This window comes from Nocardiopsis sp. NPDC055551 (assembly GCF_053619415.1).
Map to the genome: position 1 here is coordinate 192,666 of NZ_JBSHJJ010000008.1, position 21,905 is coordinate 214,570.

18 protein-coding genes, 1 tRNA gene and 1 pseudogene are annotated in these 21,905 nt (G+C 68.4%); 5 read left to right on the forward strand and 15 right to left on the reverse strand.

The features are described 5' to 3' along the window. Nucleotides 1–27: 27 nt before the first annotated feature. Nucleotides 28–2,001, forward strand: a complete 1,974-nt coding sequence (locus ACWGSK_RS16470; protein ID WP_452456146.1) for a M3 family metallopeptidase — start codon at nucleotides 28–30, stop codon at nucleotides 1,999–2,001. A 40-nt stretch (nucleotides 2,002–2,041) separates the two neighbouring features. On the opposite strand, the gene nshR is transcribed toward ACWGSK_RS16470, so the two are convergent. The 7 genes from nshR to ACWGSK_RS16505 all read right to left on the reverse strand — a co-directional run bounded on the left by nshR (nucleotide 2,042) and on the right by ACWGSK_RS16505 (nucleotide 10,314). Then, nucleotides 2,042–2,863 carry an NshR/TsnR family 23S rRNA methyltransferase gene (gene nshR / locus ACWGSK_RS16475; RefSeq protein ID WP_358515996.1) on the reverse strand — a complete coding sequence of 274 codons (822 nt, stop codon included), beginning with the start codon at nucleotides 2,861–2,863 and terminating at the stop codon, nucleotides 2,042–2,044. Between the two features lie 116 nt (nucleotides 2,864–2,979). Further along, complete coding sequence (locus ACWGSK_RS16480; RefSeq protein ID WP_452456147.1) at nucleotides 2,980–4,122, reverse strand: glycerol dehydrogenase; 1,143 nt, start codon at nucleotides 4,120–4,122, stop codon at nucleotides 2,980–2,982. 99 nt (nucleotides 4,123–4,221) lie between these two features. Then, nucleotides 4,222–5,082 (reverse strand): CPBP family intramembrane glutamic endopeptidase, encoded by an 861-nt coding sequence (locus ACWGSK_RS16485; protein WP_452456148.1) that lies wholly within the window; start codon nucleotides 5,080–5,082, stop codon nucleotides 4,222–4,224. A gap of 128 nt (nucleotides 5,083–5,210) precedes the next feature. Then, nucleotides 5,211–5,888 (reverse strand): response regulator, encoded by a 678-nt coding sequence (locus ACWGSK_RS16490; protein WP_452456149.1) that lies wholly within the window; start codon nucleotides 5,886–5,888, stop codon nucleotides 5,211–5,213. After that, nucleotides 5,885–7,060, reverse strand: coding sequence for a sensor histidine kinase (locus ACWGSK_RS16495; protein WP_358515984.1), 1,176 nt, complete (start codon nucleotides 7,058–7,060; stop codon nucleotides 5,885–5,887). Before ACWGSK_RS16495 ends, ACWGSK_RS16490 begins: the two co-directional genes overlap by 4 nt. 123 nt (nucleotides 7,061–7,183) lie before the next feature. After that, nucleotides 7,184–8,881 (reverse strand): SLC13 family permease, encoded by a 1,698-nt coding sequence (locus ACWGSK_RS16500; RefSeq protein WP_452456206.1) that lies wholly within the window; start codon nucleotides 8,879–8,881, stop codon nucleotides 7,184–7,186. 266 nt (nucleotides 8,882–9,147) lie between these two features. Next, on the reverse strand, nucleotides 9,148–10,314 hold the full coding sequence (locus ACWGSK_RS16505) for an enolase C-terminal domain-like protein (RefSeq protein ID WP_452456150.1): 1,167 nt from the start codon (nucleotides 10,312–10,314) through the stop codon (nucleotides 9,148–9,150). Nucleotides 10,315–10,429: 115 nt separating this feature from the next. Between ACWGSK_RS16505 and ACWGSK_RS16510 the strand changes: the two genes are divergently transcribed. Beyond that, a complete protein-coding gene (locus ACWGSK_RS16510; RefSeq protein ID WP_452456151.1) occupies nucleotides 10,430–11,131 on the forward strand; it encodes a GntR family transcriptional regulator in 702 nt (233 codons plus the stop codon). Between the two features lie 170 nt (nucleotides 11,132–11,301). Here ACWGSK_RS16510 and ACWGSK_RS16515 read toward each other — a convergent pair. The 4 genes from ACWGSK_RS16515 to ACWGSK_RS16530 form a co-directional block, all read right to left on the reverse strand. Then, nucleotides 11,302–11,388, reverse strand: a tRNA-Ser gene (locus ACWGSK_RS16515). A 101-nt stretch (nucleotides 11,389–11,489) separates the two neighbouring features. Next, nucleotides 11,490–12,641: an ABC transporter ATP-binding protein gene (locus ACWGSK_RS16520; RefSeq protein WP_452456207.1), complete on the reverse strand. Its 1,152-nt coding sequence runs from the start codon at nucleotides 12,639–12,641 to the stop codon at nucleotides 11,490–11,492. After that, nucleotides 12,538–13,434, reverse strand: coding sequence for a hypothetical protein (locus ACWGSK_RS16525; RefSeq protein ID WP_452456152.1), 897 nt, complete (start codon nucleotides 13,432–13,434; stop codon nucleotides 12,538–12,540). The genes ACWGSK_RS16520 and ACWGSK_RS16525 overlap by 104 nt, the downstream gene beginning before the upstream one ends. A gap of 337 nt (nucleotides 13,435–13,771) precedes the next feature. Beyond that, on the reverse strand, nucleotides 13,772–14,299 hold the full coding sequence (locus ACWGSK_RS16530; protein ID WP_358513014.1) for a SigE family RNA polymerase sigma factor: 528 nt from the start codon (nucleotides 14,297–14,299) through the stop codon (nucleotides 13,772–13,774). Between the two features lie 284 nt (nucleotides 14,300–14,583). Between ACWGSK_RS16530 and ACWGSK_RS16535 the strand changes: the two genes are divergently transcribed. Together ACWGSK_RS16535 and ACWGSK_RS16540 are read left to right on the forward strand one after the other, a co-directional pair. Then, the gene (locus ACWGSK_RS16535; protein ID WP_452456153.1) at nucleotides 14,584–15,555 is read left to right on the forward strand and encodes a hypothetical protein; all 972 of its coding nucleotides are present in this window, start codon (nucleotides 14,584–14,586) and stop codon (nucleotides 15,553–15,555) included. 4 nt (nucleotides 15,556–15,559) lie between these two features. Continuing rightward, nucleotides 15,560–16,549, forward strand: coding sequence for a MauE/DoxX family redox-associated membrane protein (locus tag ACWGSK_RS16540; protein WP_358513010.1), 990 nt, complete (start codon nucleotides 15,560–15,562; stop codon nucleotides 16,547–16,549). 24 nt (nucleotides 16,550–16,573) lie between these two features. On the opposite strand, the gene ACWGSK_RS16545 is transcribed toward ACWGSK_RS16540, so the two are convergent. Then, nucleotides 16,574–17,269: a hypothetical protein gene (locus ACWGSK_RS16545; protein WP_358513008.1), complete on the reverse strand. Its 696-nt coding sequence runs from the start codon at nucleotides 17,267–17,269 to the stop codon at nucleotides 16,574–16,576. 108 nt (nucleotides 17,270–17,377) lie between these two features. Between ACWGSK_RS16545 and hisC the strand changes: the two genes are divergently transcribed. Next, on the forward strand, nucleotides 17,378–18,460 hold the full coding sequence (gene hisC, locus ACWGSK_RS16550) for a histidinol-phosphate transaminase (RefSeq protein ID WP_358513006.1): 1,083 nt from the start codon (nucleotides 17,378–17,380) through the stop codon (nucleotides 18,458–18,460). A gap of 80 nt (nucleotides 18,461–18,540) precedes the next feature. On the opposite strand, the gene ACWGSK_RS16555 is transcribed toward hisC, so the two are convergent. The 3 genes and pseudogenes from ACWGSK_RS16555 to ACWGSK_RS16565 all read right to left on the reverse strand — a co-directional run. After that, nucleotides 18,541–19,806, reverse strand: coding sequence for a transcriptional regulator (locus ACWGSK_RS16555; RefSeq protein ID WP_067605658.1), 1,266 nt, complete (start codon nucleotides 19,804–19,806; stop codon nucleotides 18,541–18,543). 251 nt (nucleotides 19,807–20,057) lie between these two features. After that, on the reverse strand, nucleotides 20,058–21,353 hold the full coding sequence (murA, locus tag ACWGSK_RS16560; RefSeq protein ID WP_358513020.1) for a UDP-N-acetylglucosamine 1-carboxyvinyltransferase: 1,296 nt from the start codon (nucleotides 21,351–21,353) through the stop codon (nucleotides 20,058–20,060). A gap of 372 nt (nucleotides 21,354–21,725) precedes the next feature. Further along, nucleotides 21,726–21,842: pseudogene (locus ACWGSK_RS16565) on the reverse strand (phosphoribosylaminoimidazolesuccinocarboxamide synthase); the annotation flags it as partial. Between the last annotated feature and the right edge of the window lie 63 nt (nucleotides 21,843–21,905).

The following is a 21,905-nucleotide window of genomic DNA, read 5'->3' on the forward strand; positions in this document are numbered from 1 at the left end:
GCGCCGACGAACGAGGAGCACGTTCCCTTGACCGACAACCCGTTCCTGTCACCCAGCACACTGCCCTACGGGCTCCCGGACTTCGCGAGGATCCGCGAAGAGCACTACCGGCCCGCCTTCGACCAGGGCGTGGCCGAGCACCTCGCCGAGGTCGCGGCGATCGTCGCCGACCCCGCCGAACCCACCTTCGAGAACACCATCGCCGCCCTGGAACGCTCCGGGCGCACGTTGCGGCGGGTCGAGACCGTCCTGCACACCCTCGCCGGTTCGGACGCGACCGACGCCATCCAGGAACTCGAAGCCGAACTCGCCCCCAGGGCCACCCAGCACCAGGACGCCATCCTGCTCGACCGCGGGCTCTGGGAGCGCATCAAGCGGGTCACCACCACCGATCCGGAGGAATCCCGGCTACTGGAGCGGTACCGGCTCGACTTCGTCCAGGCCGGCGCCGACCTGGACGACGCCGAACAGGAGCGGATGCGCGAACTCAACACCGAGATCTCCGAGCTCGGCACGGAGTTCGCCCGTGACCTGGTCCGGGCCTCCACCGAGTCCGCCCTGGTCACCCGGGACGTCTCCGACCTCGACGGGCTCGACGAGGCCTGGCTCCAAGCCATCGAGAACGATGGCGAGTACGTGCTGCCGCTGCTCAACACCACCGTTCAGCCGGCCCTGGCCCGGCTGCACGACCGCGCCACTCGCGAGAAGCTCTACAAGCTCAGCGTGGAGCGTGCCCCGGAGAACCTGGAGATCGCCAAGCGCGTCGCGACGATCCGCGCCGAGCAGGCCAGACTGCGCGGCTACCCCGACCACGCCGCCTACAAGGTCGCGGACCAGACCGCCAAGACCGTCGACGCGGTCGAGGAGCGTCTCGGTCAGCTGGTGGGGCCGGCACGGCGCAACGTCGAACGTGAGGCCGCCGCGCTGGCCGAGCACGCCGGTCACGACATCGAGCCGTGGGACTGGCCGTACTACGCCGAGCAGGTCCGCAAGGCCCGCTACGACTTCGACGAGAACGCCCTGCGCCCCTATTTCGAGCTGGGCCGGGTGATCGAGGACGGGGTCCTGTACGCGGCCACGCGCCTGTACGGCGTCACCTTCACCGAACGCTCCGACCTGCGCGGATACCACTCCGACATGCGGGTGTGGGAGGTCTTCGACGGTGACGGTGACGGTGACGCGCTGGGTCTCTTCCTGTTCGACCCCTACGCCAGGCCGACCAAGCGCGGTGGCGCGTGGATGCACAACCTCGTCGAGCAGTCCTACCTGATGGACGAGCGGCCCGTGGTGGTGAACAACCTCAACATCACCAAGCCGGTGTCGGGGCCGACCCTGCTCACCTTCGACGAGGTGGAGACCGCCTTCCACGAGTTCGGCCACGCCCTGCACGGACTGCTGTCGGCGGTTCGCTACCCGCGGGTGGAGGGCACGAGCGTTCCGCGCGACTTCGTGGAGTTCCCGTCCCAGGTCAACGAGATGTGGGCGACCTGGCCGGAGATCCTCGCCAACTACGCCAAGCACCATGAGACCGGCGAGCCCGTCCCGACCGAACTGGTGGAGCGGCTCAGCGCGGCGGAGAAGTTCAACCAGGGCTTCTCCACCTTCGAGTACCTGGCCGCCGCGTTGCTGGACTGGTCCTGGCACCGCATCGAGCCCGGGACGACCGTGGACGACGCCCTGGCCTTCGAGAACGAGGCACTGGAGAAGGTGGGCGCCCTGCACCCGCTGGTCCACCCCCGCTATCGGACCTCGTACTTCATGCACGTGTTCTCCAACGACTACAGCGCCGGCTACTACTCCTACGTGTGGAGTGAGGTGCTGGACGCCGAGAGCGTGGAGTGGTTCAAGGCCAACGGCGGACTGCTCCGGGAGAACGGCGACCGTTTCCGGCGCAAGGTGTTGGCCGTGGGCGGCAGCGTCGACCCGATGGAGGCCGTGACCGAGTTCCTGGGCCGTGAGCCCGGTATGGAGCCGCTGCTGGCCCGCAAGGGCCTGAAGTAGACGGTAGGGGCCGCTCCGATCTCGGAGTGGCCCCCTACGCTCAGCGGCGGTCGGCCCTGTGGGCCGCGAAGTTCGGGCCGGTCCGCTCATGCAGCACGATGCCGACCGAGACCGACACGTTGAGGGACTCGGTGGAGGTGAGCATCGGGATGGAGATGGAAGCGGAGGCCGCCTCCTCGAACATCTCCGAAGCGCCGCCCTTCTCACCGCCGAACAGCAGCGCGAGCCGATCCGGGTTGTCCCCGAGGGACTTGAGCGGCACCTCGCCGTCGGCGTCGAGCACCACCATCGGGACACCCTCCTTGCGGACGAAGTCGATGGTCTCCTCGCGAGTGGCCAGGACCACCGGCAGGGAGAAGATGTAGCCGCGGCTGGAACGGATCAGTCGTCGGTCGGCGACGCTGGTGAGGTCGCTGTCGACGAGCACGATCCCGGAAGCGCCCAAGGCCAGCGCCGAACGCGTGATGGCACCGATGTTGCCGACGATCTTCACCCCGTCGAGCACGATGACGTCCCCGCCGCGCTTGGCGAGATCGCTGAACCGCGACGGCCGCGGCACCCGCGCGATACCGAAGGTCTTGGGCTTGCGTTCGCCCTTGAAGACCTGGTTGACGACCGAGGTGGCGAACAACCGGACCGGGATGTTCCGCTCCCGGCACAGGTCCATCAGCTCCTCGGGCGGCGGCTGGGTCTCGATCCCGTAGATCTCGGCGAACTCCACACCGGCCTTGAGGCACTGGACGAGGGGCTCGGGGTCCTCGATCAGGGTCGTCTTGATGTTGGCCCTGGAACTCTTGGTGACATCGAGGATCCTTCGGACCGCCGGATCGGAGGCGCTTTCGATGATTTCCAAGTTGTCCATGGGCCCGTTTCTCGTGTGCTGTGGGTGTGTCGGTTGGGTCGTTCCCCAACCGACCGAACTCCTCAGTCTGCCACGCTTCCCGGAGCGACCCTTCCGACCCATCCGACTCGATCGTCCTAGGGACGTCGCGGTTCTCCCAGCCCCGCGCGTTCACGGACCCGTCGGCCGACCCCCTCCACCGCACGGAGCGCGTCCCGCACGTCCCGGTGCGATGGGGTGAAGGGCAACCTGTGGATGGTCTCCTCCGGAGCCATGGCGGCCTCCACCACCCGGTCCAACACCGAATCGTCGGCGTCGCCCAAGCCCGCCTCGGTGAGTGTGGTGGGGAGCCCCACCCGTGCGGTGAACTCCGCGAACTCCTCCACCTCGGCGGTGGCGGCACCCTCCAACAACAGCTGGGTGAGGGAGCCGATGTTCACCTTCTCCCCGTGCGCCAGGTGATGGGTCTCGTCGACCGCGGTGAGGCCGTCGTGCACCGCGTGCGCGGCCGCGAGCCCCCCGGATTCGAAGCCCAGTCCGGACAGGAGCGTGGTCGCCTCGACGACCGCTTCGACGTCGGGGGTCACCAGGTTCCGGTCCACGGCGTCCAACGCGGGCAGCGCGGATTCCCACAGGATGTCCCAGGACAACCGGGCCAAGGTGGTCCCGGCCCGGGTGGGGCGACCCTCCACCATGTTGGCCGCGTCGGTACCCCGAAGGGCACGGGCCTCGATCCAGGTGGCCAACGCGTCCCCGACACCTGCTGCGAGGAACTTCGTGGGAGCTTGCGCCACGAGTTGGGTGTCGACCACCACCAGAGCCGGGTTGCGGCCATAGAACCGGTAGGACTCGAAGGAGCCCTCCTCGGTGTAGACCACGGACAGGGCCGAGGTGGGGGCGTCGGTGGAGGCCACCGTCGCCGCGCTCACCCACGGGACACCCGCGTTGTCACCGGCTGCCTTGGCCGCGTCGATCGCGGCGCCGCCGCCGAGGCCGATGACGACGTCGTGGCCGCCCTTCCCGATGACCTCGGCCACTCGTTCCGACTCCGCCCGGGTGGGTGTCCCCCCGAACCGTTCGAAGGTGAGCGGCACCTTCGCCCGAGCGAAGGTACGTTCCAGGATCTCGCCGGTCAGACCACGCACCACGTCGTCGGTCAGGACCAAGGGTCTCTTTCCCAGCGCGCCCACCAGGGAACCGAGTTCCTCCAACGCGCCCCGCCCCTGGACGTAACGGCTCGGTGAGGCGAAGACGCGCAACGACGGAATGTGTTCGGACATGGTTTCCCCCTTCGAAAGCGGTGCTCTCCTCTGCCCTGGCCGCGATCCCGATGACTCAAACGTTCCGTGTCCCAGGCGGCGCCGCCTCGGATCCGACGCTCAGACCCGGCTCGCGCGCCGGGGCACGATGTGGCCCTTGCGGTGGGCCACGCGCAGCAGGTACACCGTGATCGCGCCGCAGAACAGCACCGCGAAGACACTGCCCTCGGGGCCGAAGGCGCCCCCGCTGATCATGGTGAGACCGCTCGTCTCCCCCGCCAACAGCCCGGCGAAGGCGTCCTCACTGCCGGAGACGGCGGTGCCGAAGACCCCGGCCTGCGCCGTGTTCCAGCCGAGGTGCAGGCCGATCGGCAGCCACAGGGAACGCGTGGCCGCGTAGGCGGCACCGAGCATGAGACCGGCCTCCAGGGAGATGGCCAGCGCGCCCCACAGGGTCGCGTTCGGGTTCACCAGGTGCAGCCCGCCGAAGAGCACGGAGCTGACGGCGAGCGCACCCCAGGTCCCGGTGACCTCCTCCACGACGCGGAAGAGCACCCCGCGGAACAGCAACTCCTCCGCGACCGCGACCGCGCACATCAGCCCGCACACGGCGAGGAACGCCTCGAACGACCCCCACCCGGTGATCCGGTAGCCCCCGAAGACGGCGACGGCCGCGATGGTCGCGGTGAACACGCCGAGACCGGCCGCCGTCCCCCACCCGAGGCCGCGGGCCGCACCCTCACGGGAGAGTTCCAGCGGCTCCCTCCCCTCGATCCGGCGGATCGCGAGCCGGTAGGCCCACAGACCGAGGGCCGCCGCCGCGACGCCGAGGGGCAGGGCCCACACCGACGAGCCCACCGCGCCCGTCACAGTCGGGAGGATCGCGGCCAAGACGCCGAACAGGAGTAGGAGGAGCGCCAAGCGCGGGGCCACCCGGCGGAGACTGCGAGGGGTGGACGCGGGTGCGGCGTCGTTGGACATGTCGGGACCACTTCCTGGAACGCGGAGCGCGGGGGCGCTCCGACCGGTTCCCAGGCTAGGAAGAGGACCCCGTCGACCACATCACCCCCGCGAGCGCGATTCGGTGGCTCTAGCGGGGGACCCGCCCCTCAGCCCTGCCGCACCAGCCCCGAGCGGTAGGCGAACACGACGGCCTGGACCCGGTCGCGCAATCGGAGCTTGGTGAGGATCCGCGACACGTGGGTCTTGACGGTCTCGTGCGCGATCGTCATCCGCTCGGCGATCTCCCCGTTGGACAGTCCCTCCGCCATGAGGAGCAGCACCTCGTGCTCGCGTTCGGTCAGCGGCTCGGTGTGCACCGCAGGAGGGGCGGGGGCGGCGGGACGGATCCGCAGGGCGTACTCGCCGATGAGCCGACGGGTCACAGCCGGTGCCAGCAGGGCCTCTCCTCGGGCGACCGTGCGCACGCCCGCGATCAGTTCTTGCAATGGGGCGTCCTTCAACAGGAACCCGCTCGCACCCGCACGCAGCGCCTCGTAGACGTATTCGTCCAGGTTGAAGGTCGTCACCACCAGGACCCGCACCGGGTGGGGGCCCGGCTGCTCCGCCAGGTGGGCGGTCACCTCGATGCCGCTCAGACCGGGCATGTGGATGTCCATCACCGCGACGTCGGGCCGCAGATCCCGGATGGCGTTCAGCGCCTCGGCGCCGTCGCCGGCCTGCCCCACCACGACCATGTCCGGTTGGGCGTCGAGCACCGCGGCGTACCCGGCGCGCACCACTTCGTCGTCCTCGCAGACCACGACGCGGATGGATGAACCGTTCACGACTTCCCCCTGGGAACGCTGGCGTGCACCGTGAAGCCCCCGTCGTCGGAGGGACCCGCGCGCAGCTCCCCGCCGACGGCGCCCACCCTCTCGCGCAGGCCGGTCAAGCCGCGGCCGCCGCCGAGGCGGGGTCGGGACGATCCGGTCCCCTCGGTCGGGGACGCGCCGCCCTCGGTGGTGATCCGGGCGCCGACCGCCTCGCCCCCGTGGTCGATGCGGACGACGACGTGCCTGTCGGGCGCGTGCTTGAGCGCGTTCGTGACGGACTCCTGGACGACGCGGTACAGGGCTTCCTCCTCCTGGGGCCGCATCGGGCGGGGATCGCCGTCCTCGACCAGGTCCACGTTCTGCCCCGCCCTGCGGGAGCGCTCGATGAGGCCGGCGAGTTCGCCGAGCGAGGGCCCGGACGGGTCCTCGCTCGCGTCCAGGACGCCGAGCAGGTGCCGGAGATCGTCCAAGGCGCGCCGCCCCGACTCCCCGATACCGACCAGGGCGGTCCCCACCCGGTCGGATGGCCCGAGCAGGTAGCCCGCCGTATCGGCCTGGACCACCATCGAGGTGACGTGGTGGGTGACGACGTCGTGCAGGTCGCGGGCGATACGGGCCCGTTCGGCGGCAGCGGCGTCGGCCTCCATCCGGCGGCGGCGCTCCTCGGCGTCCAAGGCCCGGGCGCGCACCCACCCGCCGAGGGCGCAGCACGCGGCCAGGACGAGACCGAAGGCGAAGTAGTCGGCCACGGTGGCACGTGAGCCCGCGAGGTACAGGGAGTGACAGAGGAGCGCGTAGGCGGCGACCGCTCCCACGACCACCGGCACGGGGCGGCGCGGCGGGAGTGTGCCGACGGTGTACAGGGCCACGATCAGCGCGAGGGAGGCGAAGGCGGTGGGGTAGCGCAGCAGCTGGAAGGCGGTGAACGCGGCGGCGACCACGACCAGGCAGGCGACGGGGAACCGGCGCCGGAGGGCGAGGGGCGCGGTCTGGGCGGCGATGAGGGCCAGGCCCAGGGCGTCCAAGGACCGGTCGTCCGGCAGCTCCGCCAGGTCGACTCCCTGGTGGGCGATTCCGGGTACGAAGGACAGGGCCACGAGGGCCGTGGGGAGTAGGGCGTCGATGACTCTCACTCTTCGCACGGGGCGGAGCACCCGTTCCCTCCACGCCGTCGTCTCGGACACCCGAGCAGACTATCCCGCACCGCCGCGGGGTCGGACGGAAGGCGTCGCACGAGTGGCCGCGGCTCAGGGACCTCTCGACCGCACTACGCAGGAATCGGCCGACCTCATCCCCGGGCGAACCGGTCACTGGAACCCGGGAGGAATGGTCATGAGGTCGATCCCCCAGAACAGTGGCAGCATGTTGAGCACTCCCGCGATGATGAGGATCAGGGCGATAATATTCAGCCAGAAACCGGTTTTGACCATTTCCATGATCGTCACCTTTCCGGTGCCGAACATGATCGCGTTCGGAGGGGTGCCCACCGGAAGCATGAATGCGCAGTTCGCGGCCATCGCGCAGGGGACCATCAACGCGTACGGGTGGATATTCAGGGAAACGGCGAAAGCCGCCATGACCGGAAGAATCATCGTTGCCGTCGCAGCGTTCGAGGTGATCTCCGTCAGGAAGAGCACCAGCGCGGTCGCGATGATGATGATCAGGATGACGTTGACCCCGTCGAGCATACGCAGTTGCTCGCCGATCCATGAAGAGAGTCCGGTTTCGACGAACCCCGCGGCGATAGCCAGTCCACCACCGAACAACAAGAGGATTCCCCAGGGGACCTTCTTCGAGTCCTCCCACTGGAGGATCCTCTGCTCTCCCTTGCTGCGAGTCGGCAACGTGAACAGGATCACCGTTGCGACTATCGCGATGACACCGTCGCTGATTCCCGGGAGAAGGCCTTCCCAGATGAATGATCGAGTCACCCACATGAAGGCGGCGCCAAGGAAAACGACGAGTACGGCCTTTTCCTCGGTGGACATTCTACCGAGAGATCTCCTCTCTCCTCGGATGATTTCTTTGCCGCCGGGAAGATGCTTGAACCTGACCTTGAATACGATGCCTGTCAGGTAGAACCACGCGAAGGCAAGGAGAATGACGACGATCGGAAGCCCGAACACCATCCATCCACCGAACGAGATGCTCTCACCGAAGAGCTCCCCGACAGTCGCCGCAAGAATAGCGAGCGGTGGTGTACCGATAAGCGTACCGAGGCCGCCGATGGTGGCCGCGTAACCGATGCCGAATACCATGGACTTCTCGAACTTCGGCAGGTCTTCGGCGAATTCTCCACCCCGCAGGGAACGGGCGGCCTGATATACCACCGCCATTCCGACAGGGATCATCATCATGGTGGCGGCCGTGTTGGATACCCACATCGACAGGAAACCTGCCGCGACCATGAAGCCGAGGATGATACGACGCGGACTCGTGCCGATCACCGAGACGATCGAGAGCGCGATACGTTGATGAAGATTCCATTTCTCCATCGCGATCGCGATCGAGAAACCCCCGAGGAACAGGAAGATGATGTCATTGCCGTACGCTGCGACTACGGAATCACCGTCCAACGCACCGGTCAGCGGCAGGAGCGCGACCGGAAGCAAGGACGTGACCGGGATGGGTATCGCCTCTGTGATCCACCAGGTCGCGACCCAGAGAGTGGTGGCGAGGACCGCCCTCCCCTCCGGCGAGAGCCCCGCGGGTTCGAAGAACACAAGTGTCGCCACGAACAGCAATGGACCGAGTAGCAGGCCGATGAGGCGTGCGGGTGTGTAGCCGGGGCCGGGGCCACCGGACTCTCCATCCGCTTCCGAAGTCGATTCCGAGCTCTCGGTACCGCCATGGGTCTCGGCGGGACCATCGCCGTCGTTCCCGCCGGCCGCCACCGGATTCGCGCGTGGTGACTTCCTGCGATACGAGAAGGTCAGGAGCTCTTTGATCTCTCGGTGTGATACCCACAGGTTTCCCCATATGGAATGCAGATAAGAGTTTGCCATTTCATGCCTTCTTGGTCTTTTGCGCGGCTCGGCTTGCTGGGGGAAAGCGGCTCTGGCAGCATCAGATTCGACGCCGGCCATGAAGGAAAATGGGTTCGTATATAATTCGCAAGGGGGAAGAGCCCATTTTTATTGTGGAATCGGTTCCTTTGGGGTACTCGTTGTTCAGATGTTCGTGCGTACCGCCTCGGAGCGTTCTTATGTGATGCCGAAGACGGCGGCTCCCGTGGACAAGGGTCGGCCCGGGAGCCACCGTTCTCGGGCGGTCAGTCGTGCAGGCCCCGGAGGACGTGGTGGAACTCGGCCTTGCCTTCGAGCCCGATGCCCGGAAGGTCACCCGGCGCCACACGACCGCGGGTGATCACCGCGTCGTCGGTGAAGCCCCCAGTGGGCTGGAACTCTCCGGGGTAGGACTCGTTGCCACCGAGCTTGAGGGCCGCGGCGATGTGCAACGAGAACTGGTGCCCGCCGTGCGGAACGCACCGGCGGGCGGACCAACCGTGCTGGGCGAGCATGTCCAGGACCCGGCGGTACTCCGTCAGTCCGTAGCTCAGTGCCGGGTCGACCTGGATGAAGTCGCGATCCGGGCGCATCCCGCCGTAGCGGATCAGGTTCCGGGCGTCCTGCAACGAGAACAGGTTCTCGCCGGTCGCGATCGGATTACGGTAGTTCTCCGACAGCGTCGCGTTCAGACCGTAATCCAGTGGGTCACCGACTTCCTCGTACCAGAAGAGGCCGTACCGGTCGAGGGCCCGGCCGTAGTCCAGCGCGGTCCGCAGGTCGAACCTGCCGTTGGCGTCCACCATCAGACGCGACCCGTCGCCGTCCAGAACGTCGATGACCGCCTCGATGCGATCGAGGTCCTCGGCCAGGTCGGCGCCGCCGATCTTCATCTTGACGATCTCGTACCCGGAGTCCAGGAAGCCGCGCATCTCGTTCTGCAGGTCTTCCAGGGTCTTGCCGGGCGCGTAGTAGCCGCCGGCGGCGTAGACGAAGACGTCCTTGTCCGGGTCGCCGTCACCGTAGTGATCGGAGATCCACCGGTACAGCGGTACACCCGCGGCCTTGGCGGCGAGGTCGTGCAGAGCCATGTCCACCACGCCGACGGCGACGGAGCGTTCACCGTGTCCACCGGGCTTCTCGTTGCGCATCATGACGTCCCACGCCTGGGCGGGAGAGAGTTCGCCGTCCTCGTCCAGCAGATCCTCCGCCGCGGCGTTCCGCAGCCGCGGCAGCATCCGCTCGTTCAGGATGGCCGTGGCGTTGTACCGCCCGTTGGAGTTGAAGCCGTAACCCACCAAGGGCTCGCCGTCGACCAGTACGTCACTGACCAGTGCCAGGACCGTGCAGTCCATCTTGCTGAAGTCGATGTACGCGTTGCGCATCGACGAGCTGATCGGGATGGTCCCCACGTGGGCGGAAACGATTCGCATAGCACTCTTCCTGCGAAGATAGATCTTATAAGGTTCTTATAAGTTATGCGGAGCCTATACTGGCCGAGACGAGGGCCACAAGCCCGTGGGCGGAAATTCTGTGAGAGAGGTCACGATGACCAGCGCGAACGTCTTCTCCAGCAAGGGCGGGCTGGCCTACACCGAGCTGCGCCGTCGCATCACCTCCGGTGAGCTGGCCCCGGGGTCACGTTTGTCGCAGTACGAACTGGCGGAGGAGATGGGGATGAGCATCACCCCTCTGCGTGAGGCGGTGAGACGGTTGGCCAGCGAGGACTGGGTCGTGATGGACGCCCACCGAGATGTTCGCGTGGCACCCATGAGCGCATCCGAAGCGCGTGAACTGCTGGAGGTCCGTTTCTCGCTGGAACCCTCCGCCACCGAGCTCGCCGCTCTACGCAGGACGGAACGGGAGATCGCCGCCATGCAGGCGGCGGCCAACGAACTCTTGCCGGTCACCCGCACCTGGGGCGAGGAGGCCATCGCGGCGCATCGGGCCTTCCACCGGGCGATCTACGCCGCTTCCCACAACGACGTGATGATCAGGCTTCTGGACGACCTGTGGGACAAGGCGGACCGTTATCGGCGGATCGGTCTGGAACTGCCCGCGGGTGCCGAGCCGCGCACGATAGACCTGAACCAGCACCACAGGATCTTGGAGCTCGTCATCGTCGGCGACGGCGCCGCCGCGGCCGGGCTGGTGCGCTCCCATATCCACAACAGCCTCGGGGCCATGGTCACGGACACCCTCGAAGGCCGAGAACATGCCTACCACTCCATTGCCGAGAGATCGGCCTGAGGCCACCCGAAGCGCCGGTCACACGAGCACTCGGCCCGCCACGCCCCGCCAACGGATCCGGTGGGATCGGGCTCATCGACGAGGGCGGGCTCCCGCCTGGATGAGCCCGGAGTGGTTTCGGGTAAAGCGAAGGGGCCTCGCGCCGAAGCACGAGACCCCTTCTCATCAAGCGGAGGATATGGGATTTGAACCCATGAGGGGGTTGCCCCCCAACCGCATTAGCAGTGCGGCGCCCTAGGCCTCTAGGCGAATCCTCCTGGCTGCGACCAGACTACAGAGCGCGGGGGCCGGGCGCAAAACGAACCCTCCGGACGGATCCGGGGCGAGGAGACCGGGATGTTCCGGTCTCCCCTGTGGATCAGGGTCGCCGGGGTTCAGGGACGTCGGAGACGCGGTAGGAATCCGCCTGGAGTTCCCACAGTTCCCGGTACAGGCCACCGGCGGTCATGAGTTCGGTGTGGGTGCCCTGGGCGGTCACCCGGCCGTGTTCGAGCACGACGATGTGATCGGCCATGCGTACCGAGGCGAGGCGATGAGTGATCAACACGACCGTGGCACCGGTGCGCCGGGCGTGCGTGTGGACGGAGGCGAAGAATCCGTGCTCGGCGCGGGCGTCCATGGCGGCCGTGGGTTCGTCGGCGATGAGCAGGGGAACCTCGTCGCCGTCATCGCCTCGGTAGAACGAACGGGCCGCGGCGAGCCGTTGCCACTGCCCTCCCGAAGGTTCCACGCCGTGGGCGAATCGCTTGTCCAGCAGGGTTCCCCAACCGTGCTCGAAACCCGCCACGACACGGTCGGCCTGGGCGGCCTCGGCGGCGCGGGTGAGGCGTTCGGTGTCCTCCGGGCTGCTCATCACGGTGTTGCCGCGTGCGGTCAACGGCCAGTGTGTGTGGTCCTGGGCGATGACGGAGATCCGTGTGCGAAGGCTCACCCCGTCCACCTCGGACAGGTCGGTGTCGTCCCAGCGCACACCGCCCTTCTGTGGTGTGTACAGGCCGGAGAGCAGCTTGGCGAGGGTGCTCTTCCCGGATCCGTTCTCGCCGACCAGGGCGATCGTCCGACCCCGGTGGAGGGTCAGGTTCACATCCTCCAGGGCGGGCCCCTCGCCCGACGGGTATCCGAAGGTCACGTCGCGCAGTTCGATCCGGTCGAACCCCTCCGGGGCGGTTCGCAGGCCGGGGCGTGGCAGTCGATCCGCGGCCTCCCGCTGGAAGGCCACGAAGTCGGAGAAGTACAGGCCCGACTCGTACACCTGGGTCATCGCGTGCAGGGCGTTGCCCAGCGCACCCTGGGCCACGCGAACGGCGACGACGGCGGCCCCGGCCACGGCGATCGGTACGGCCCCCTGGACCAGCAAGAGGGCCAGCGCGGCGAAAACCACGGCGGTGACGAGACCGCTCACGGTGTCACCGGCCAAGCGGACGGCGGCCTGGCGGGTGGCCAACCCCAGGTGGATGTCCAGCTCTCGGTGGGCGACCCTGTCGAACTCGGAGAGCAGTCGGTGCTCCATGGTGAAGGAACGGACCTCGGCCGCGCTCTCCCGAGCGGTCATGAGCTGGTCGAGCATGTACTTGCGGCGTCGTCCCTCGGTGAACGCCAGGATCATCCGGTAGCGCATCCGGGCGGAGGCCGCGGCGGCCCCACCATTGGGGCACCAGGGCGAGCAGCAGGAGCGGCACCAGAGCCGGGTGCAGGGTGGCCAGGACCCCGGCCGCGGCGACGATGCCCACCGACCCGGTCAGGAGGTCGACGGCCTGTCGGACCAGGGTGCCCGCCTCGGCGCAGCCGCGGGTGTGGGAGCGGAACAGGTGGTCGTGGAACTCGCTGTCGTCGAAGGCCCGTAGCTCCACGGAGGTGGCGTCGCGCAACAGGCGCCGTTCGGCGGCCAAGACGACCCTGGGTTCCAATCGGGCCTGGGCGCGCCCGGCGAGGGCGCCACAGCCGCCTCGGAGGAGGAGCGCCAGGGCGAGCAGCCCCAGGGAGGGGAGCGCGGAGACCACTCGTTCGGTGGTGGGGACCTGTGTGAAGAACTCGCCGAGGACCGAGGTGGTGGCGATCAGGGCCCAGGCCGTGGCGGCGCCGGAACCGAGGTTGAACAGGACGGTCGTGACGACGTCGCGGGGGCCGCTCCGCCAGGCCAGAACGGCGGCCTTGGCGAGGAGCGAGGGCATGTGGCGGGCGATCCGGAGCCAGGAGGCGTCGAGCATCGCGTCGCCGTGTCGGTTCCACCGGGGTGGGGTGAGTTCGGGTAGGTCCAGGCCTTCCTTTGGGGGCGGAGTGGCGGGGGAGTGGCGTTTGCTCACGGGGTTCCTCCTGGCGGCCGGACGGATCGGACGGGCCGATGATGCTTCGACCGACCACCGTTCGGGGGAGCCGTGGGACGTTGTGGACCGTCCGCATCGCATGGGTGTTCGATGCGTCCTGCGGGCAGCCGGGAGAAGGACGAGTGAGCGACGCGGCGGAATTCGGGAGAAAGTCGCGATCCGAATCCCTGTACGAAACGGCCCCGCACGAAGTCGTGGGTCGGGCTCCCGAAGCCGGTGGGGTCGTGTCCGAGAAGGGGCGAGGTTCTTCAGGCCGTCGGGAAACCTGGTGGCCCGGTCGGGGCGCCGTGGTCCGGCCGGGTCCCGATGGTGGAGGTCAAGCGGTGGTGCGTTCGATGATGAGGTCGGCGTCGCGGCGCAGTTTCTCCACGGAGCGGGAGAGTGTGCTCTTCACGGTCCCGATGGTCACGCCCATGCGTTCGGCGATCTGTGCCTCGGTGAGGTCGTCGTAGTAACGCAGGACCACCGTGGCGCGCTGACGTTCGGGGAGACGTTCGATGGCGCGCCCCACGACGTCGGCGAGGTCGCTGCGCCAGGTCGGGTCGTCCACGCGCTGCTCGGGGATCTCGTCGGTGGGGTAGACGTCCAGGCGCTTGCGGCGCCACTCGGAGATCTGCGCGTTGACCATGGCCCGGCGGACGTATCCGTCGCGGGCGCGGGGGTCGGCGATCCGGCCCCAGGCGAGGAAGGTCTTGACCAGCGCGGCCTGGAGCAGGTCCTCGGCGTCGGCGTGGCTGTTGGTGAGGGAACGGGCCATGCGGAGCAGCGCGGGCCCGCGTTCGGACACGTAGCGGCTGAACTCCTCGGAATTGGGAGTCCGGGTCGTTCCCGTCACGTGGACCACCGCCCTTCACGGGTGGCGCTGACTCTCGTCGAGCGGCATCGCTGTGTGCACGGCGGTGTACGTCCGCCTTTGGTCCTCAACTGTCACATAGTGAACGCAAACGCCCAGGCAGCTTGATACCACGTGCCGACAAACCGCGTGAAAGCGACATGAATCAGGTCGTGTTCGCGGGGCGCTTCATCGACACGAGCGGGCGCGTGTCGGCGTGTGAACGGCCGATCGCGCGACTCGGGGTCACAATGGGTCACGGATGGACGAGTCGGGCGGCAGGGGGCGCGAGGGACATGTCAGTGATCATGGACAGTGGTCGGGACCGTCGGCGGTTCACGGCGGCGTTGCTCGGCTCGGTGGCGGCACCCGAACCCACACCCGTCCACCACCGCGTCGTCCGCGGCGTGGTCGTGGACGCCACCTCGTACATGCTCTGCCTGGCCACCCCGAACGGGGAGGAACGCTTCCTCTTCGAACGGGGCACCACCTTCTGGCGCGGCGGTGAGGTCCTTCCCACCGAACTGAGGCCCGGCGACGACGCCGTGGTGCTGTGTTCGCACGACGGGAGGCTGATCGCCGAACGGGTCTGGGCGCAGACGGCGCGTGCGAGCGGGGTCATCATCGCCCGTGAGGGCGACACCCTCGAAATCGACCCCGGGCACGGGCGTCCTCGGCTCACCGTGGTCATGCCCTACCGCACGTCCGGGCGCGTCTCCGTCCGGCATCCGCGGCTGGAGCCCGGCTACCTGTTCGACGTCGTCGGCGTCTGGCGCGGTGGCGCGGTCTGGGCCGCGCGACCGGCGACCACACAGCCTCCACACCCACTCGACTCGGCCCCGCGCAGGCCGCTCACCCGCGAACACTCCAGCACGATCGAGGGCATCGCCACCTGGTACGACCCGGCCTGGGGGCGCTCCGCGCACCTGGATCCGCGAGCCCACGCGGCGGGTGCCGCCTATCCGTCCCTGGACCGGGCCGACCACGAGGGACGGTGCGACCGGCGCACCCCCTGCCTACCCCTGCCGTTGCTGTCGACCGGCGCCACCCTCAGCATGCGCAACGACTGCACTCGGGAGACGGCGGTCGTGCCCGTCCTCGACTGCGCCGCCGCCGACAGTTGGTTCTGCGACCTGTGCCCGTCCTGTGGGACGCACGCGGCGGGACGCATCGCCTCCCTCACCATGATCTCCTTCGTCGCCCTGGGCGGGCGGCTGGAGGCCGGCTGCTTCAACGCGACCGTGACCGTCGCGAACCAGGAGGGGTGAGTAGATGTTCCCGGAGATCCTCGCAGCGGTCCGCGAGGTCCAGCTGCCACTGTTGGCGGCGCTGCTGCTGATGGGCGCGGTGGCCAAGGCCGCCCCGCGTTCGCAGGGCACAGGAGTCGCCGTGTTGGTGCCGCAGGGATGGCGCCGTCCCGTCACGGTCCTCACCTGCCTGCTGGAGGTGGTCCTGGCGGTGGCGTTGCTGACCCTCACCGGGCCGCTCGGCGAGGTGGCGCGAGTGCTCACGGTGTTGCTCTTCGCCGCTTCCGTCGTTGTCCTGTCGGTGGTGCGAAGGCGCGACCCGGAGGCGGGCTGCGGATGCTTCGGCGGTCTGAGCCGCGAACCGATCGGGTGGCGCACGCTCACCCGCGCGTCCCTGCTCGCGGTGGCGGCCGCCACCACCGTCGGCCTGGCGCCGAACGGCTGGGACGTGGCGGCCACGCCCACCCTGACCCACGGCGTCGTGATCGGGGTGGAACTGCTCCTGCTCGCGGCTCTCAGCCCGGAACTGCGCGAGGCCCTCGGCCGGACGGTCGGTGCCGACTCGTGCGCCCTGCGGGAGCACTCCCCACGTCGAAGCCTGAGCCGGTTGCGGCGCAGCGACGTCTGGCGCACCAACGCCAAGGTGATGCTCTCCACCGAACCCGAGGACACCTGGCGGCACGGCTGCTGGCGCTTCCTGCGCTACGACGGGATGCGCCACGGCCAACGGGTGGACGTGGTCTACGCGGTGCGCGTCGGTGGACCGCGCCGGACCGGCGTGCGCGCGGCCCTCGTGGACCGTCAGAGCGGCTCGGTGATCGCCACCTTCGGCGCGGTCACCACCCTCGACCTCCAGGGACCGCCGCGCAGGCTGCCCCGACCGCGTCAGGCGGCCAAGAGGGACGAGGTCGAGGGCCGGGGTGTCGCCAGACCGGACACGTTGGCCAAGGAACCTCCGGGCGAGGCCGGGCGAGGGATGCCCGGTGACCCCGAGGGGGAGCCGATCCAGGTCTGACCGGACTTCGCGTCTCGGCGCCGGTCAGCCGAGCATCTGTCCTTGACGTTCGACGGCGGCCTCGGTGAAGTCCACGAGCATTCGCTCGTACTCCTCGGGGTCGCCCGGTCCCATGATCGACGTGGTGCCGAGCAGCGCGCCGTTGCGGTACATCACGGTGTACATGTTGTTCTCTCCGCCATCGTCGGTGACCTGGATGGCGAAGGAACGGGACTCGTCACCGAACTCTGGGAGTTCGAGGTCGCGGACCCCGTATTCGGAGCTGCTGCCGTCCTCATAGGTGGCGGTGTACTCCGAGCAGGTCTCCGGCGGCCGGGTCCCCAGGGCCTCGGTGGCGGACTCCTCGTCGAGTTCGACGAGGATGTGCGAGACCGAGCCCCGCTCCCACTCGTAGGCGGCCACGGACGCGGGCGCGTCGCGTACCGAATCCAGGTCGCCCCAGCGGTTGGCGGCGTCCAGGCACTCGGGTTTGTCCAGCTCCGTGGAGGCCCGCACCTCCTCGGAGTACTGCACTGTGACAAGCTCGGAATAGGTGCCGCTCTCGCTGCTCTCGGCCAGCAGGGTCGCGTCCCGGACGTTGACCGGCTGGGCCTCGTGCAGTGCCGCGGAGGCCTCCGCGTTGGGGTCGTCGCCCTGATCCTGTTCCTGACCGCCGCAGGCGGCCAGGAGGACCACCCCCGAAACGGCCACGGCCGTGCGGGTGAATTGACGCAAACGCATGGTGGTTTCTCCTGGTTTGTGCGATATTTCCGCTTGGAGCGGTGGCCAACCCGGACATCTCATTGCCGAGAGTGTCTCGGGGCTAGCACAAAGTATTGAGGAAGGACAATGGTGTCGGAGTCGAAATCGCCATATCTGCGGGCGGTACTGGAGTCCATTCCCGCCTACAAGCCCGGCCGCAAGGTCGTCGGTCCCGACGGGCGCTCCATGAAGCTGTCCTCCAACGAGAGCCCCTACGGTCCGCTCCCGTCCGTTCGTGACGCCATCACCCGGGCCACCGTCGACCTGAACCGCTACCCGGACCCGGGCTCGACCGAGCTCACCGCACGACTCGCCGTCCACCTCGACGTGCCGGTAGAGCACGTCGCCCTCGGCGCCGGTTCCGTCGGGCTGCTCCAGCAGCTCCTGGAAGCCGTCGGCGAGCCGGGCGCGGAGGTCGTCTACGCGTGGCGTTCCTTCGAGGCCTATCCGCTGTTGGCGGAGCTGTCCGGGGTCACGTCGGTCCGGGTGCCCCTCAAGGACGAGGCCCACGACCTCGAAGCCATGCTCGCCGCCATCACCGACGACACCCGCATGGTGCTGGTGTGCAACCCGAACAACCCGACCGGCACCACGGTCCGGGAACGGGAACTCGTCGACTTCCTCGACCGCGTCCCCGACCACGTCCTCGTGGTCCTGGACGAGGCCTACCGCGAGTACGTGCGCGACCCCGAGGTCCCCGATGGCATCGCCCTGTACGCCGACCGGCCGAACGTCGCCGTGCTGCGGACCTTCTCCAAGGCCTACGGTCTGGCGGCCGTCCGACTCGGGTTCCTCGTCGGTCATCCCCACGTGACCGCGGCGGTGCGGAAGACCCTCGTGCCCTTCGCGGTCAACCACCTGGCCCAGGCCGCGGGCGTCGCCTCCCTGGACGCGGAGGACGAGCTCCTGGAACGGGTGGCGACCACCGTCAAGGAGCGTGAGCGTGTCCGTGAGGCCCTGCTGGCCTCCGGGTGGACGGTGCCCCCGACCGAGGCCAACTTCGTGTGGCTGCGTGCGGGGGAGGCCACCCTGGACTTCGCCGCGGCCTGCGCCGAGGTCGGGGTCTCGGTGCGGCCCTTCGACGGTGAGGGTGTTCGCGTCAGCATCGGCACGCCCGAGGAGAACGACACGTTCCTGACGGTCGCCACCGCCTACGCCAAGCGTCGCTGAACCCTCGTCACCGGGTCATAAGCCGACGGGGGCGGGCTCCCGAAAGGGAACCCGCCCCCGTCGACGGTACGTACGTGCGGCTACTTGCCGGCCGAGTCCTTGTCCAGCTTCTCCACGATCAGCCGGTAGAGCTGACGTGGGCGGCCGGGCTGCAGGGTGCGGTTCGGCGGCAGAGGCCAGGCCAGGCCCTCCTCCACCAGGGTGCGCAGCAACCGGCGCGCGGTCCGGGAGGTGACCCCGAGCATCCGCCCGGCGTTCTCCGCGTCGACGACCAGGGGGCCGTCCTCCTCGGCGATCTTCTCCGAAAGACGCACGAGGGTCTCACGGCCCTTGGTGCGCAGGGGTTCGGAGGAGTGCCGTGCGGGGGCGCGCTGGGCCGGGACCAGGGATCGTCCCTCACGGTCCACCGCGAAGCTCTGTCGGGAGGCCTGGGCGCGGTTGAGGGCCGCGCGGGCGTGCGACTCCGCGTCCTGGGTGGTGCGGCCCATACCGATGCCCACCTCGATCGCGATGCCCAACTCCGCCTTGATCCGTTCGACGAACGGCGGCTGCCGGAACCCCTCGGTCGCGGTGACCAGAGAGCCACGGGTGGCCGTGATCATGAACGAGTGGTCGTCCAGACGGTGGGCCGTCGCGTTGATGCGGTGCGCCTCCTGCAACAGCAGTCGGTGCAGGGAGAGCCGCAGTTCCTCACGCCAGTAACGCGGCGTGGACCGTCGGGAGGAGTCGCGCAGGGTCGGTACGTCGACCACGACGACACCCAGCTGGGCCTCTTCCAGGCGGTGGTGGGCGCCCAACAGCCCGGCGGTCTGCAGCGCGCTGCGCACCCCGGCGTTGGTGGGACGCAGCCTGATCACCGGAACCCCGATGGCCTCCAGACGCTCGGCGACCCCGCGTACGCAGGTGATCGCCATCCGGGTGGCCTTACGCCGCCAAAGCCCCTCGTGGAACGAGGTGAGTTGGGCGGTGTTGGTCAGTTCCTCGTGCACGTGGATCCCGTCCACGGGCAGGTCGACCTCGGAGTAGGCCTCCACCACGTCGGCTCGGCTGAGCACGTCCAGACTCGCTCTGGTCGGGTCGAAGCGGTCGTCCAAGGTCGCTCGGAGCAAGGCCTCGTGCAGGCTCGCCCCACCGAGTGGCACGAAGGTCGCGGGCATGGTCAACACGCCGGCCTTCCTCGCGAACTCGTAGGGGACGGGGCTGGCGAACAGATAGGCATCGATCGCCGACCCCAGCCTGACGACCTTGTCCGTCGCCTCTTGCTCATCTCGATACGCGGCGGCGATGAGTCTGGCGTTGAGAGGTCCTGTTGACCCAGGACCCATGAGCATGACCCGTTCGACCACCTCATGGGGTCCTATGACGCCGATCGTCAAATCGCCAGTACGCTGGGCACTCACCTCGGGTTGCTCCCCGCTACCATTCCACGCTCTTCACTATGTGCGCCCACTGGTTTCCCGACCCGATCTCTGTCACGGCATGATTGCCGAGATCGTACCCATTGTGCGGGGCCAAAGAAGATCGTTTTCCATATCAACGCCGAAAGCCCGGGTGGAGGGAAGCCCCCCACCCCGGCTTGAACTGCGCGAACGACTCTTTACGAGCCGGTGACGCGCTCCACGTCCCCGCCTAGCGCGGCGAGTCGCTGCGCGAACTGAGAGTGACCGCGGTCCACCAGATAACCAGGCGCAACGATTGTCTCACCTTCGGCGACCAGTCCGGCGAGAACCAGAGCGGCACCGGTCCGCAGGTCGTGGGCGATCACCTCGGCGCCGCGCAGGTTCGTGGAACCGTGCACGATGGCGCGGGTGCCCTCGACCTCGATCTTGGCGCCCATCTTGTTGAGCTCGTCCGCCAGCGCGAAGCGACCGTCGTAGATGGCCTCGTGGATGTAGCTCTCACCCTCGGCCAGGGTGGCCAGGGCCATCAGCGGCGACTGGAGGTCCGTGGCGAAGCCCGGGAACGGCGAGGTCACCGCGTTGATCGGGCGCAGCGGCACGGACGGGTCCCTCTGGACGTGCAGGACCGCACCCTCCTGGGAGAAGCCCACACCCATCTGCTCGAGCTTCCAACGGGCCACACCCAGGTGGTCCAGGTTGGCACCCACCAGGCTGACCTCGCCACCGGTGGCGGCGACGGTCATCGCGAACACGCCGGCGTCGATGCGGTCGGCCATGATGCTGTGCTCGACGGCGGTGAGCTCCTTGACGCCCTCGACGGTGATCAGACCGGTACCGCCACCGCTGATCTTCGCGCCCATGGCGCTGAGGAAGTCGATGACGTCCAGGACCTCGGGCTCAAGGGCCGCGTGCTCGATCACGGTGGTGCCGGGAGCCAGCACGGCGGCCATGATGAGGTTCTCGGTGCCGGTGTGGGACGGGGTGTCCAGGTACAGCCGGCCGCCGCGGAGCTTGCTCGCCTCCACGTTGATGTGGTTGCGCTCAAGGTCCTCGGTGACCTCGGCGCCCAGACGCGCGAAACCGCGGTAGTGGAAGTCAAGGTTGCGGCTGCCGAGGTTGCAACCGCCGACGCCCTCGATGCGCGCACTGCCGGTGCGGTGCATCAGGGCCGGAACGAAGAGCACGGAGCCACGGAAGCGGGCCGCGATCTCGGCGGGCAGGACCGCCTTCTCGGGGTCATTGAGCCCGGACGCGTCGATCACGACGGTGCGCTCGGCCTCGTGGAACGCGACCTTGGCGCCTACGTGTTCGGCGAGTTCGAGCGCGCGGTACACATCCTCGATGACGGGGACGTTCCTCAGAACGGTACGTCCTTTGGACGCCAACAGGGCGGCCCCGATCATCGGCAGGACGGCGTTCTTCGCGCCTTGGATGAACGCCGTTCCGCTGAGGGGGCGTCCGCCGCGGACGCGGTAACGAACCTCCTGGCCCATGCTCATGTGCTCCTTCGTGAGGCAGATGTGAAAAAAGGTCACCCTCGTCGGGTTCGCCTATGTGGGTTTAGACGCGGGTTTCCCCTGGAACGTTGCGACCAACTTGCGCGTGACCTGCGCGGCCAGTGAACCGGTAGGTTCGCGATGACTCTATAGCAAGGGTCGGCGGGCACCGGCCCAAAACGTGGTATACCCGCAGATCACGGATAGAGTCCCACAAACGCCCAAAGAGGCGTTACGCCTGAGGGAGAGACCAGGGGTCGTGCGTATGGGACACCGTTTACCTCGGCGTCGTGCACAACTCGATCCACCATACGTGCTCCCGAACCTCGATCGGCGCCTGCGTGGGCCGAATCACCCCCGCGTTTCGGCTCACACGCGCGATTCCGTGCCGGTCAACCGCTCGTAGATCTCCATGTAACGGGACAGAGTGCGTTCCACCACGTCGTCCGGAAGTTCTGGTGGGGGTGTGTTCGCGGCACGGTCCCATCGGCGTCCCGCGAAGACGGGCCCTCGGCGACCGCCCAGGGCCCGTCACGTCGTCCCGCCGCG

Excerpts from the sequence above, each read along its gene's own strand:
- nshR (WP_358515996.1), bottom strand. The coding sequence starts at position 2,863 with ATGGACAACTTGGAAATCATCGAAAGCGCCTCCGATCCGGCGGTCCGA.
- ACWGSK_RS16480 (WP_452456147.1), bottom strand. The coding sequence starts at position 4,122 with ATGTCCGAACACATTCCGTCGTTGCGCGTCTTCGCCTCACCGAGCCGT.
- ACWGSK_RS16485 (WP_452456148.1), bottom strand. The coding sequence starts at position 5,082 with ATGTCCAACGACGCCGCACCCGCGTCCACCCCTCGCAGTCTCCGCCGG.
- ACWGSK_RS16500 (WP_452456206.1), bottom strand. The coding sequence starts at position 8,881 with ATGGCAAACTCTTATCTGCATTCCATATGGGGAAACCTGTGGGTATCA.
- ACWGSK_RS16505 (WP_452456150.1), bottom strand. The coding sequence starts at position 10,314 with ATGCGAATCGTTTCCGCCCACGTGGGGACCATCCCGATCAGCTCGTCG.
- ACWGSK_RS16510 (WP_452456151.1), top strand. The coding sequence starts at position 10,430 with ATGACCAGCGCGAACGTCTTCTCCAGCAAGGGCGGGCTGGCCTACACC.
- ACWGSK_RS16520 (WP_452456207.1), bottom strand. The coding sequence starts at position 12,641 with ATGGAGCACCGACTGCTCTCCGAGTTCGACAGGGTCGCCCACCGAGAG.
- ACWGSK_RS16535 (WP_452456153.1), top strand. The coding sequence starts at position 14,584 with ATGTCAGTGATCATGGACAGTGGTCGGGACCGTCGGCGGTTCACGGCG.
- ACWGSK_RS16540 (WP_358513010.1), top strand. The coding sequence starts at position 15,560 with ATGTTCCCGGAGATCCTCGCAGCGGTCCGCGAGGTCCAGCTGCCACTG.
- ACWGSK_RS16545 (WP_358513008.1), bottom strand. The coding sequence starts at position 17,269 with ATGCGTTTGCGTCAATTCACCCGCACGGCCGTGGCCGTTTCGGGGGTG.
- hisC (WP_358513006.1), top strand. The coding sequence starts at position 17,378 with ATGGTGTCGGAGTCGAAATCGCCATATCTGCGGGCGGTACTGGAGTCC.
- murA (WP_358513020.1), bottom strand. The coding sequence starts at position 21,353 with ATGGGCCAGGAGGTTCGTTACCGCGTCCGCGGCGGACGCCCCCTCAGC.